The following is a 12,346-nucleotide window of genomic DNA, read 5'->3' on the forward strand; positions in this document are numbered from 1 at the left end:
CCCGACGACACCCTTCGGAGCCACCCGTGCCCTCGCACCACCACCCCAGTCCCGCCGCGAGCCTCCCGGCTCAGCGCGGACGTGCCCTCGTCGCCGCGATGCTCGCGGTCGCCCTGGTCGCGCTCGCGCTCGTCGGCGCCGCAGCCCTGCCGGCACGTGCCGCCGCGGGACCGTCGCTGAGCGTCACCCCGACGACCGTCGCGGACCCGAGCGTCGCGACGACCTTCACGGTCACCGGCTCCGGCTTCGTCGGCGACGGCGCGGCCAACGGCGCCTACGTCCTGCTCGGCCCGGCGTCGACGTGGCACGGAGAGGGTCCGCTGCCCGGCGCCGGCTGGATCGCGCAGGGCTGGGTCCAGGCGTCGCAGACCGTCGACGGTGCGTTCACCACGACGATCGTCGCTCCCGCCGGAACCCTGACGGCGGGGGTCGCCTACCAGGTCGCGACGTCGGCCGCGCACGCGCTGTCCGCGACCAACCGCAGCCTCGACGCGTTCGCCGCGATCACCGTGCCGTCCCCGGAGCCGACGACGCCCACCGAGCCGACGGAGCCGACCGAGCCCACGACGCCGCCGACCACGCCGCCCACCACCCCGCCCGCGCCGGTGTTCACGCCCTCGCTCGCGGTCTTCGCGGCGGACGGCACCACGCCGCTGGGCAGCGCGCCCGTCACCGAGGGCGCGAGCATCGTCGTCAAGGGCTCCGGCTTCGACCCCGCCGCGAACGTCGGCGGCCGCGGGGCACCGATCCCCGCGACCCTCCCGCAGGGCACCTACGTCGTCCTCGGCCGCGCGCTCGACGCGTGGAAGCCGTCGCAGGGCGCACCCTCGACGGCCCGCAAGGTCGCCGACCAGCGCTGGGCGCTCGCGACGTCCGTGCTCGACCAGGTCCCCAGCCAGTTCCAGTCGGCCATCCGCGGCCAGTGGGTCGACATCGCCACCGACGGAACCTTCACCGCGACCCTGACCGTGAAGGACGCCGTCCTCGCAGGCGGGAGGTTCGGCGTGTTCACCTACGCCGCCGGCGGCACGGTCAACGCCGCCCAGGAGCTCTTCGTCCCCGTCACGCTGGCGAGCGTCACGCCCGACCCCGGGCCGACCACGCCGGCACCCACGCCGACCCCGGTCACGCCGACCACCCCCGGCCAGCTGACCTGGGGCGTCAAGGCGTCCTTCCGCGCGTACGTCACGAGCGCGGCCGCCGGAGCCATCGCGACCGGTGACGGCGCGACCGCGTCGAACGGCACGTACGCGTTCTCGCAGGGCAGCACCACCGTGGACGCGACCACCCGTCTCGGCACGGTCGGGTACGGCGGCTCGGTGCGGTTCACCGGCCACTCGGGCGCCCTGGACCTGACGTTCAGCAGCCCGCGCGTCACCGTGACGTCGGCCGGCGCGGCGACGCTCGTCGTCGACGTCCGCTCGGGCTCCACCAGCACCCCGGCGGTCGCCCTGGCGAACCTGGACCTGGCGGGCGCGATGTTCGCGACGACGTCGGGCGTCCAGACCTGGACGGGCGCCCCGGCGACGCTCACCACGGCCGGCTCGGCCGCCTTCGGCAACATGTACCCGGCCGGCACGGTCCTCGACCCGGTCACGTTCTCCGTCGGCACGAACGCGACCACCACTTCGACCCCGACCCCGACGGCCGGACCGAGCAGCGGTGTCGCGACGATCAACGTGGCCCAGGCCGCCCCCGGCGGCGCCGTGACGATCGGTGGCCACGGCTTCGGCGCCGACGAGCAGGGCCTGACGGTCGTCATCCGGTCGACGCCGCGCACGCTGGCCACGAACGTCTCGGCGAACGCGTCCGGCGCCGTCTCGGTGACGGTCACCATCCCGGCGGACATGCCTGCCGGCGAGCACACGCTCTCGATCGAGGGCGCCAACCACGTCGTCCAGGTGCCGATCACGATCGTCGCGGCCGCACCCGCCGCGCCCACCTGCACGGCCCGGGCCGTGTCCGGCGCGAGCCTGCGCTGGGGCGTCAAGTCGAGCTTCAACTCGTACGTGCCCGGTCCGATCGCGGACGGCTCGGTCGCGACCACCGGAGGCGTCACCGCATCGGGCGGCGTCTACGCGTGGACCGGCGGCACGGGCTCGTTCAACACCGACCGCACCCTCGGCAGCGCGAGCTTCCGCGGCGGAGTCACGTACAGCGGGCACGCCGGGACGCTCGACCTGCGGCTGACCAACCCGCGCGTCGTGATCAACGGCGGCACGGGGACCCTGGTCGTGGACGTGCTCAGCACCGACACCGCCGGGACGGCCACGACGAAGAGCGGAGTCACCTTCGCGACGCTCTCGCTCGCCGGGCACGGTTCGGTCAGCGGGTCGTCGGCCTCGTGGTCGGGGGTCCCCGCGACCCTGACGGCCGCCGGTGCCGACGCCTTCGCCGGCTACTACGGCGCGGGCGAGTCGCTCGACCCCGTCGCGTTCACCCTGCCGCTCGGCGCGACCGTCGCATGCACCGCGCTGACGGGCTCGCTCAGCTCCACGGGTGCGAACAGCGCCCTGCTGGGCCTGGTCGCGCTGGTCCTCGTGGCCACCGGCGCCGGCGCGGTCGTCGCCTCGCGTCGACGGGCCGGCACCACCGCCTGACCCGGCCATCGACCCCGCGGCTCCGTCCCATCGAGGGCGGGGCCGCGGGCGTCACTCGTCGACATTCGTACGTCCGGAATGCAAGACGATGCCGCGTCGTTGTTGACCACGCCGACGAGCCGGGATTTCATGCGCTCGTCCGACCCCTCTCGACCAGAACGGAGCACCTCGTGACGATCACCGTCCGCGGCAGCGCCGTCGCGTCGCGCTCCTGTCCGGCCCGCTGTCAGCGCTGACACCCGGCCAGTCCGACCGCCCCACGGTCGGAGCACAGACGCACCCCGAGAGACCCGACCATGACCCTGCTGTCCGTTCCCCCCGTCCTCGACGTCCACGCCCTGAGCGCGCTGACGCAGTCCATCGCCGCCCAGCCCGACCTGTGGCGCCCGCTGGTCCGCTTCCAGGAGAGCGGCCGTTGGTGGACCCGTCTCGACGCACCCGCCGGCGTCGACGTCTGGCTGATCACCTGGCTCCCGGCCCAGGGCACCGAGCTGCACGACCACGGTGCGTCGTCGGCTGCGTTCACGATCGCGAGCGGCACGATCACCGAGATCCGGCCGTCGTCGGACGGCAGCCTGGTTCCGCAGGAGTTCACGGCCGGGCAGACCCAGACGGTTGACCCCGGCCACCTGCACGACGTGCTCAACGCCGGTGTCGAGCCCGCGGTCACCATCCACGCGTACTCCGTGCCGCTGACCCGTATGACGTACTGGGCGCGCACCTCCGACGGCACCCTCGTCCCGGCCCGCACGGTCGAGACCGACCAGCCGGAGTCGAACTGATGCCGCGCACGATCGACGACGTGCTCGCCGAGGCCCGCGCGCGTCTGACGCGGTTGTCGCCGGTCGAGGCCTGGCACACGCTCGACGACGGCGCGCTGCTCGTCGACATCCGGCCCGCGGCCCAGCGCGCCGCCGAGGGCGAGGTGCCGCAGGCCGTCGTGATCGAGCGCAACGTCCTCGAGTGGCGGCTCGACCCGGCCAGCGCCCACCGCATCCCGGAGGCCACGGGCTACGACCTGCAGGTCGTCGTCCTGTGCTCCGAGGGCTACACGTCCAGCCTGGCCGCTGCCGCGCTGGCCGACCTCGGTCTGCACCGCGCGACCGACGTGGTCGGCGGCTACCACGCCTGGGCTCGTGCGGGGCTGCCTGTGCGCGGCCGCGGCGAGCTGGTCGGGGCGCACGGCTCTCAGGGAATCTGAAGGGTCGGTTCGCGACGATCCGCCGGTGACGACCAGCGAATCCACGATCAGCCGCACGTCCGCTGCGAGCCGCGTGCCCGAGGTCGCGGCGGCCTTCTGGGTCACCAAGGCCCTGACCACGGCGATGGGCGAGTCGGCGTCCGACTTCCTGGTCCGCGCGATGGTGCCGGAGATCGCCGTCCTGCTCGGAGCCGTGGCGTTCGTGGTCGCGCTGACCCTCCAGCTGCGGGCCGGCCGCTACGTCGTCTGGAGGTACTGGCTCGCCGTGTCGATGGTCGGCGTGTTCGGGACCATGGCCGCCGACGTCGTGCACGTCGCGCTTGGCGTCCCCTATGCGGTCTCCACCTGCGCGTTCGCGGTCGCGCTCGCCGCGGTGTTCGTCCTGTGGCGCGCGAGCGAGAAGACCCTGTCGATCCACAGCATCCGCACGCGACGGCGCGAGCTCTTCTACTGGGCGGCCGTCATGGCCACCTTCGCGCTCGGCACGGCGGCCGGCGACCTGCTCGCGGTCACCCTGCATCTCGGCTACCTCACCGCTGCGCTCGTCTTCACGGCCCTCCTGCTGGTGCCCGCGATCGCCTACCGGTGGTTCGGCATGAACGGCGTCCTCGCGTTCTGGGCCGCCTACGTGCTGACGCGGCCGGTCGGGGCGTCCTTCGCGGACTGGCTCGGTCAGCCGGCCTCCCGCGGGGGTCTCGGTCTGGGCTCCGGACGCGTCGCGCTCGTGCTGAGCGTGGCGATCGCCCTCATGGTCGTGCGGATGACCGTCGCACTGCGGGCGGAGCGTCGACAGCTAGCGTGACCCGCATGAGGCAGGTGGTCCGCAGCGTCCGTGCGCGATCGGCGTTCGCCGCGATGGGTGCGGTCGCGATCGCGCTCGTCCTCGCCGGGCTGGGCCTGCTCGTCGTCCTGCACAACTCGCTCCAGGCGAGCGAGGCCGCGATCGCCATCGAGTCCGACGCGGTCCAGGACGCCGCCGAGGCCATGCTCGTCGGCATCCCGCTGCTCGTGCTCGTCGTCGGGGTCATGACCTACCTGCTGACGGGCCGCGCGCTGCGGCCGGTCGAGCAGATCCGCGCGCGGACCGCCCAGATCAGCGAGGCCGACCTGGGCACCCGGGTGGACGTCCCGCCGACCGGCGACGAGATCGCCCGGCTCGCGGTGACCCTGAACGGCATGCTTGACCGGCTGCACGACGCCCAGCGGGCCCAGGTCCGCTTCGTCGCCGACGCGAGCCACGAGCTGCGCAGCCCGCTGGCGGCCGCGCGGGCCGAGCTCGACGTCGCGGTGCGCGACGCGGAGCACGCCGACTGGCTCGCCACGGCCGCCGTGCTGCGGGACTCGAACGAGCGGATGCAGCGTCTCGTCGACGACCTGCTCGTCCTCACGAGGACCGGGGAGACCGCGCACGGACGGGAGCAGGACGTCGACCTCGACGAGGTCGTCGAACGGATCGGCTTCGGCCTCCGCCCACGCGACGGCGTCGTCGTCGACGTCGTCACCGCACCCGTCCGTGTCCGGGGCAACCCCGACGAGCTGGCGCGCGCCGTGCAGAACCTCGCGGACAACGCCGTCCGGCACGCGCAGCACCGGGTGCGCCTCACCGTCGCCCCGGGGGCACGCATCGAGGTCGCCGACGACGGCGCCGGGATCCCGGTGGCCGACCGCGAGCTCGTCTTCGACCGGTTCGTGCGCCTCGACGACGGCCGGGCGCGGTCGGTGGGCGGCTCGGGGCTCGGGCTGGCCATCGTGCGCGGCATCGTCGACTCGCACGGCGGCAGCGTCCGCATCGGCGACGGGGACCTCGGCGGCGCGTCCTTCGTCGTGCTGCTGCCTCAGGACTCGTCGCCCGCCACGCGGTAGCCCATCCCCCGGACCGTGACTATCGACGTCCGCCCGAATGGCGCGTCGACCTTGCGCCGCAGGTAGCTGATGTAGACCTCGACGACGTTCGGGTCGCCGTCGAACGCCGAGTCCCACACGTTGGCGAGGATCTCGCTCTTGGTGACGACGTCGCCGTTGCGTCGCATGAGCAGCTCGAGGACCCCGTACTCGCGGGGCGTCAGGGCGATCTCGCTCCCCTGCCGCGTCACGCGACGGCGCGCCGGCTCGAGGCGCAGGTCACCGACGGACAGGACCACGGGGCGCTCGGGCGCACCACGGCGCACGAGCGCGCGGAGCCGGGCCAGCAGGACGTCGAACGAGAAGGGCTTGGCCAGGAAGTCGTCGGCCCCGCGGTCGAACACGCCGACCTGGACCTCGTCGCCCTCCCGCGCGGTCAGCACGAGCACCGGCGTCCAGACACCGCGCTCGCGCAGCCCGACGAGCACGTCGCGACCGCTGATCCCCGGGAGCATCAGGTCGAGGATCACCGCGTCGTAGGCGTTCTCGGTGGCCGCCCAGAGCCCGTCCACGCCGTCCCGCATGACGTCGACGGCGATCCCCTCGCCCTCGAGCCCGCGACGGACCGCGTCCGCGATCGCGGCTTCGTCCTCGACGATCAGCACCTTCATCAGGCCACCCGTCTTCAGGGGATCCTCAGCATCGATCCGTGAGCCTACGTCCCATGACATCGACCACCGACGCCCGGCGCATGCTGAACAAGGTCCCCGAGATCACCGTCTTCTTCTGGGTGATCAAGGTGCTGGCCACGACGGTCGGCGAGACGTTCGCCGACTATCTGACCGGCACCCTCGGCATGACCCTGAGCGCCGCCACTCTCGTCGTCGGGGCGCTGCTGGTGGTGACGCTCGTGGCGCAGTTCCGCGCGCCCCGCTACGTGGCGCCGGTCTACTGGCTCGCGGTGGTCCTGATCAGCGTCGTCGGGACCCTGATCACCGACAACCTCGTCGACACCTACGGCGTGCCGCTGTGGGTCACCACCGCCGTGTTCGCGGTCGCGCTCGGGATCACGTTCGCGGTCTGGTACCGGATCGAGCACACCCTCTCGATCCACTCGATCACCAGCACGCGCCGCGAGGCGTTCTACTGGCTCGCCATCCTGTTCACGTTCGCGCTCGGCACCGCCGCCGGCGACCTGCTCGCGGAGGGCCTGGGCCTCGGGTACCTCGCGTCCGCCGTGCTCTTCGCGGCCGCGATCGGCGTCGTCGCCGTTGCCCACTACCGGTTCGGGCTGGGCGCGGTGCTGGCGTTCTGGATCGCCTACGTGCTGACCCGGCCGCTCGGAGCGTCGATCGGCGACCTGCTCTCGCAGCCCACCGCGGACGGCGGTCTCGGCCTGGGCACGACGACCACGAGCCTGATCTTCCTGGCGACGATCGCCATGATCGTCGTGTACCTCTCGTTCACCAAGCGGGACGTCGAGCCGGCCGCGCGCGACGAGGTCGAGCAGCTGGACCAGCTCGACGAGCTCGACGCGTGATCGGCCTGCTCGCCGCCACCACGGCCACGTCCACGGACCCGACCGCGCTCACCGGCGTGGCCGGCTGGGCGGTGAACCTCATGGAGACGCTCGGCGTCGCCGGAGCCGCCATCGCGATCGCGCTCGAGAACGTCTTCCCGCCGCTGCCCAGCGAGGTGATCCTGCCGCTGGCGGGCTTCACCGCGAGCCAGGGCACCTTCGGCCTTGTCGAGGCGATCGTGTGGACCACCGCGGGATCCGTCCTCGGCGCGCTCCTGCTCTACCTGCTGGGTGCGCTCGTCGGCCGGGACCGCACCCGGCGCCTGATGGCCCGCATCCCGCTGGTCAGCCTGTCCGACATCGACCGTGCCGAGGAGTTCTTCACCGACCATGGCCGTGCAGCGGTCTTCTTCGGGCGGATGGTCCCGGTGTTCCGCAGCCTGATCTCCGTCCCGGCCGGCGTCGAGCGCATGTCCATCGGGATCTTCCTGCTGCTCACGGCCGCCGGGAGCGCGATCTGGAACACCGTCTTCGTCTGCGCGGGCTACCTGCTCGGCGAGAACTGGGACGTCGTCGAGAAGTACGCCGGCATCTTCCAGTGGGTCGTGATCGCCCTGGTGGTGGCGGCGATCGGTTGGTTCGTCGTGTCCCGGCTGCGCGCACGCGGTGACGGCGTCGCTGAGCCGAACGGGTGAACGCGTGCCGCGGATCGGCGCGCGGCGACCACTTCGGACCGGTTTGTCCCTCGTCGGCCCCACGACCGCCCGTGACCTAGGTCATGTCCGCACGGCGCGATTTCCTACACTGCGCCGGTGTCCCGCTCACGCACCCGGTCGCCCCTCCGCACGCCGCTCGTGGCGGCCGTCGTCGTGCTCGCGCTCGGCGCGCTGGTCGCGGTCGGCGTCGGCCAGGCGCTCGGCCTGAGCTTCGAGCCCGCGGACACCCCGGCACCACCCGTCGCGACGAACGTGGAGTGGGCACCGGTCGCGGACGCCCCGGCGATCTCCACGATCGAGATCCCCGACGACGAGCGCACAGCGCTGGCCGCATCGGCGGTCTCTGACGCGCTCACCGACCGCGGCCTGCCGAACCCCACCACGGCCACCGGTGACGGGGGCCGGCCCGCCGACCTCACGGTGCGCATCGTCCCCTCCTTCGCCGACTCCCCCGAGGCCTACCGGGTCAGTCAGGACGCGGCCGGCCGGTACGCCCTGGAAGCCTCCGGACCGGCCGGCGCCGCGGCCGGGCTCTACGGGATCGCCGACCGCATCCGCTCCGGAGCGCCGCTCGACGCGACGGGCGCGACCCAGGCCCCGCGGCTCGGGCTGCGCCTGACCGACGCCGGATCTGTCGGGCGCGAGGCCGACCCGGAGGCGTTCGCCACCGGCGACGACTACTCGCTCAACACGGACGTCGTCGCCGGGGCCGTCCTGCCCGAGGCCCCGTGGGTGGACCAGGCGGTCGTCGACGACATCGACGCGCAGTTCCGCCAGCTCGTCCAGCACGCGCTGCGCCAGGGGTACAACGGCGTCGTCGTGCCCGGGTTCCTCGAGTACGTGACGTTCAGCGGCGTCGGCGACGGCCACCAGGTGTACCCCGAGGGCGACCCGCACGTCGCCCGCGCGCAGGCCATGGTCGACGCCTTCGGCCCGGTGTTCCAGTACGCCGCGGACCTGGGCATGCACGTGTACCTGCTCACGGACATGCTCGCGGTCTCGCCGCCGCTGGAGGCGTACCTCGAGCGCACGGTCGGCGGGCTCGACGTCGAGGACCCCGCCCTCTGGTCCGTCTACCAGGCCGGTCTGGCCGAGCTGTTCGACAGCATGCCGTTCGTCGACGGCCTCATGGTCCGCATCGGCGAGGGCGGTTCCGTCTACCAGGCCGGCTGGGACTACTCCTCGAAGCTCGCGGTGACCACCGAGTCGTCGGTGCAGGCGATGCTCACGGCGCTCCTGGCCACCGCGGCCGAGCATGACCGCGACGTCATCTTCCGCACCTGGACCGTCGGCGTCGGCGCCGTGGGCGACCTGCACACCAACCCCGCGTCCTACGAGTCCGTGCTCGGCGGCATCGACGACCCGCACCTGATCGTGTCGACGAAGTACACGATGGGCGACTTCTACAGCCACCTGCCGCTCAACCCGACGCTCTCGGTCGGGACCCAGCGGCGCATCGTCGAGTTCCAGGCCCGCCGGGAGTTCGAGGGTTTCGGGGCGCTGCCCAACGACCTCGTGGCCGAGGAGGCGCAGGCGCTGCAGACGTTCCTCGCGGCGAACCCGAACGTCGAGGGCGTGTGGAACTGGACGCAGGACGGCGGCCCGCTGCGCGCCGGTCCGATGACGCTCTACCTGCGCACGGGGTTCTGGCAGATGTACGACCTGAACACCTACGGCACCGCGCGGCTCGCGTGGGACCCGTCGGCGGACCCCACGCAGGTGACCACCGACTGGGTGCGACAGACCCTCTCGGCGGACCCCGCGACCGCCGCCGCGATCACCGAGAGCCTCGGCCGCTCGCGGGAGGCGATCACCACCGGCCTCTACATCCGGCCGTACGCGGAGCAGAGCGTCAAGGCGCTCGGCCTCGAGCCGCCGCCGATGATGTGGATCTTCGAGTGGGACATCGTCACCGGCGACTCGGCCGCCCTCGACAGCATCTACGCGGTGAGCCGCGCGGACCTCGACTCCGCCGTCGCCGACGGTGCCCACGCAACCGAGGTCGCCGCCGACATGCGCGCCCGCGTCGAGGGCACCGATCCCCGAGCCTGGCGCTCGTCCGAGCTGTACGACCACTTCGTCGACGCCCTCGACTACGAGACCGACCTGCTGGGCACGCTCGCCGCGTACCGCGAGTCCGTCCTGCGGCGCGTGCAGTGGCTCGACACCGGCAGCTCGACCGCCGACGACCAGTGGCGCTCGGCGGAGCAGGAGTTCGACCGCGCCCGGACCGAGCACGAGGCGCGGTACGGCGGGGACGTGGACCTGCCCGCCTACAGCTTCACCGCCGCGGACCTGGGCGCCGAACGCGCCGACCGCGATCCGACGATGGCCTGGCTCGCACGCGGCCTGTTCCTCGGCGTTCTCCTGGTCCTCGTGCTGGGCGCCGTCCGCCCGCGTTCGACCGCGCTCCGAGCACTCTTCGTCGCGACGACCCGGCCGTGGCGGCTCGGCGACGTCCCGGCTCCGACGAACCGGCTCGACCGCGTCCTCGTCTGGGCGCTGCCCGCGGTCGTCCTGCTGGCCAGCCGCCTGGTCTACACGTGGTTCGCGGCACCTGCGCACCTCGTCGTGACCCTCGGGGCGTGGCTCGTCCTGGCCGCGGTGCTGCGTCTCGTGATCGGCCGCCGCGACCCGTTCCACCTCTGGGCGGCTCTTGGCGGGGTGGTCCTGCTGCGCACCGTGATCCTGCTGGTCGCGCTCGTGGTGCGAGGCCCGGGTCGCTACTGGTTCGGCTTCTGGACCGAGCCCGGCGCCCGGACCGCCTACATCACCGTCGCCTTCGCCGCGTTCTGCTGGTCGTTCGTCGTGATCGCCCTGGTCCTGCGCCGCGCCTACGGCCTGCGCCCGGTCCGGGCGCTCGGCTTCACCATCCTCGCCGGCGGCCTCTCGCTCGCGATCGCCGCCGGTGCCGTCGCCGCGATCGGCCTCGAGCGGGCGCTGACCATCTGGAACGACCAGATGGCCCTCCTGCCCTGGGGCCTCTCGCGGATCCTCGGCATCACCGTCTACCTCGGCATCCCCACATGGCTCCCGGCGGCTCTCGCCATCATCGGCGTGGTCCTGGCAGCCGTGGGCGGCTCGTTGGCCCTGGTCCGACGCCACGAGAACGACCCCAGCCCGGGCGCCGAGCGACAGGTTCCCGCGACCTCTCCAGCGCAGGTCTGAGCGGGCCGGGTCAGACCGACCCCGATCCGCGAGCCACGCGGACAACCCCCGTCCGACAGAGCCGCCACGACGTCGAAGTCTGACGAGCCCCCTTGATCGACACAGGCCGCCAATCTCCGGGCACGCCGAGTCCTCTGCGTCGCGGTTTGGAGGGTCGCCGTCTAGAAGGGTGGACGTTCGTCGTCGTCGAGAAGGGTGGACGTTCGTCGTCTAGAAGGGTGGTTCGTCGTCGTCCTGGTGGGTTTGGCGTCGTCGTCGTCCGGGTGGTGGGCAGGTGAGTGTGTCGGGGTTGATGAGGAGTGGTGTGGGGTGGCGGGCGTAGGTGATGCCCTCGGGGCTGGTCCACCAGGTGACCCCGGTGGTGGGGTTGCGGTGCACGTTCCAGTGTTTTTTGGTCTTGGCCTGGTGGTGGTGCCTGCACAGGGTGTGCAGGTTGTCGGCGTGGGTTTGGTCGGTGGCGGGTCGGGTGGGGTTGTAGGGGGTGATGTGGTCGAGGTCGCAGCGGGTGGCGGGTTGTCGGCAGCCGGGGAACGTGCAGGTCACGTCCCGGGCGATCACGGTCCGGGTCAGGTCCGCACCGGGCCGGTAGCCGACCGTGCCGGTGTCGATGACCAGCCCGGTGGGGTCGGTCAGCAGGCGCCGCCAGGTCCCGTCCTGGGCCAGCTCACGAGCCATCGCCGCGGGGATCGGACCGTAGGAGCCCAGGAACCCGGGCTGGTCGTCGAGCCCGGCCAGAGTCGTTGCGGCGATGGTGACGCCGATGGTGATGGGGTGGCCGTGGCGGCGCGGTAGCGGGGTCCCGTCCGGGGTCGCCTGCCGGTCCACGATCGAGGTGAACACGTCRGCGAAYGCGTCSGCGCGGCGCTGGTCCACGCTGCGGTCRTCCCCGTCGATGCGGGTGGTSCCGGCYAGGGCGTCCAGSACGGTGAAGGCCATGACYGCCTCGGGTGCGGGCAGGTACGCGGACAGCCACGCCATCCCGTCCACCGAYGCCGTCAACGACACCGCCCGGTCCTCCCGCGCCGCGACCAGGCGTTCCTGCGCGGCGGCGTCGGGATCGGTGGCGATCACCGCGGYGCGCACATRCCGGACCAGCTGCGGACCCGTCATCCGCTCCGCCGCCGCCAACCCGACGGTCAGGACCGCGTCACGACCCGACGGGTCCGCGACCATCACCTCGCCCATCAGGACGTCGACCTTGCGCGCATCCACCCGGCCCGCAGCCCAGGCGTCCAGGACCACCGGATGCGTGCACGCCAACGACGCTCGCACGACCAGCATCTCCGCCGAGCGCCGCGTG

Annotated in this window: 10 protein-coding genes; 8 read left to right on the forward strand and 2 right to left on the reverse strand. The window is 72.8% G+C overall.

Annotated features, from left to right (window positions below; genetic code table 11):
* Nucleotides 1-26 precede the first annotated feature (26 nt).
* The 5 genes from AC1DUE_RS14515 (at nucleotide 27) to AC1DUE_RS14535 (ending at nucleotide 5,664) form a co-directional block, all read left to right on the forward strand.
* Nucleotides 27-2,600: an HtaA domain-containing protein gene (locus tag AC1DUE_RS14515; RefSeq protein WP_477040137.1), complete on the forward strand. Its 2,574-nt coding sequence runs from the start codon at nucleotides 27-29 to the stop codon at nucleotides 2,598-2,600.
* Nucleotides 2,601-2,896: 296 nt separating this feature from the next.
* Nucleotides 2,897-3,382 (forward strand): cysteine dioxygenase, encoded by a 486-nt coding sequence (locus tag AC1DUE_RS14520; RefSeq protein WP_477040138.1) that lies wholly within the window; start codon nucleotides 2,897-2,899, stop codon nucleotides 3,380-3,382.
* Nucleotides 3,382-3,801, forward strand: a complete 420-nt coding sequence (locus tag AC1DUE_RS14525) for a rhodanese-like domain-containing protein (RefSeq protein WP_477040139.1) — start codon at nucleotides 3,382-3,384, stop codon at nucleotides 3,799-3,801. Before AC1DUE_RS14520 ends, AC1DUE_RS14525 begins: the two co-directional genes overlap by 1 nt.
* 25 nt (nucleotides 3,802-3,826) lie before the next feature.
* Nucleotides 3,827-4,603 carry a COG4705 family protein gene (locus AC1DUE_RS14530; protein ID WP_477040140.1) on the forward strand — a complete coding sequence of 259 codons (777 nt, stop codon included), beginning with the start codon at nucleotides 3,827-3,829 and terminating at the stop codon, nucleotides 4,601-4,603.
* A 5-nt stretch (nucleotides 4,604-4,608) separates the two neighbouring features.
* Entirely contained in the window at nucleotides 4,609-5,664 is a 1,056-nt protein-coding gene (locus AC1DUE_RS14535) for a sensor histidine kinase (RefSeq protein WP_477040141.1), read from the forward strand.
* Here the strand turns inward: AC1DUE_RS14535 and AC1DUE_RS14540 are convergent.
* Entirely contained in the window at nucleotides 5,637-6,314 is a 678-nt protein-coding gene (locus AC1DUE_RS14540; RefSeq protein ID WP_477040142.1) for a response regulator transcription factor, read from the reverse strand. The genes AC1DUE_RS14535 and AC1DUE_RS14540 overlap by 28 nt on opposite strands.
* Nucleotides 6,315-6,367: 53 nt before the next feature.
* Between AC1DUE_RS14540 and AC1DUE_RS14545 the strand changes: the two genes are divergently transcribed.
* From AC1DUE_RS14545 to AC1DUE_RS14555, 3 genes are all read left to right on the forward strand, one after another.
* Nucleotides 6,368-7,183: a COG4705 family protein gene (locus AC1DUE_RS14545; protein WP_477040143.1), complete on the forward strand. Its 816-nt coding sequence runs from the start codon at nucleotides 6,368-6,370 to the stop codon at nucleotides 7,181-7,183.
* The gene (locus AC1DUE_RS14550; protein ID WP_477040144.1) at nucleotides 7,180-7,857 is read left to right on the forward strand and encodes a DedA family protein; all 678 of its coding nucleotides are present in this window, start codon (nucleotides 7,180-7,182) and stop codon (nucleotides 7,855-7,857) included. The genes AC1DUE_RS14545 and AC1DUE_RS14550 overlap by 4 nt, the downstream gene beginning before the upstream one ends.
* Before the next feature lie 117 nt (nucleotides 7,858-7,974).
* Nucleotides 7,975-11,046: a hypothetical protein gene (locus tag AC1DUE_RS14555; RefSeq protein WP_477040145.1), complete on the forward strand. Its 3,072-nt coding sequence runs from the start codon at nucleotides 7,975-7,977 to the stop codon at nucleotides 11,044-11,046.
* Nucleotides 11,047-11,256: 210 nt separating this feature from the next.
* Here the strand turns inward: AC1DUE_RS14555 and AC1DUE_RS14560 are convergent.
* Nucleotides 11,257-12,346: HNH endonuclease signature motif containing protein (locus tag AC1DUE_RS14560; protein ID WP_477040146.1), on the reverse strand; the 1,090-nt coding region annotated here is incomplete at its 5' end.

The organism is Cellulomonas sp. P4_A2, assembly GCF_056402515.1.

What these genes read in the sequence shown, in the direction of transcription:
- AC1DUE_RS14540 (WP_477040142.1), bottom strand. Translation starts at nt 6,314, where the DNA reads ATGAAGGTGCTGATCGTCGAGGACGAAGCCGCGATCGCGGACGCGGTC.
- AC1DUE_RS14545 (WP_477040143.1), top strand. Translation starts at nt 6,368, where the DNA reads ATGACATCGACCACCGACGCCCGGCGCATGCTGAACAAGGTCCCCGAG.
- AC1DUE_RS14535 (WP_477040141.1), top strand. Translation starts at nt 4,609, where the DNA reads ATGAGGCAGGTGGTCCGCAGCGTCCGTGCGCGATCGGCGTTCGCCGCG.
- AC1DUE_RS14525 (WP_477040139.1), top strand. Translation starts at nt 3,382, where the DNA reads ATGCCGCGCACGATCGACGACGTGCTCGCCGAGGCCCGCGCGCGTCTG.
- AC1DUE_RS14520 (WP_477040138.1), top strand. Translation starts at nt 2,897, where the DNA reads ATGACCCTGCTGTCCGTTCCCCCCGTCCTCGACGTCCACGCCCTGAGC.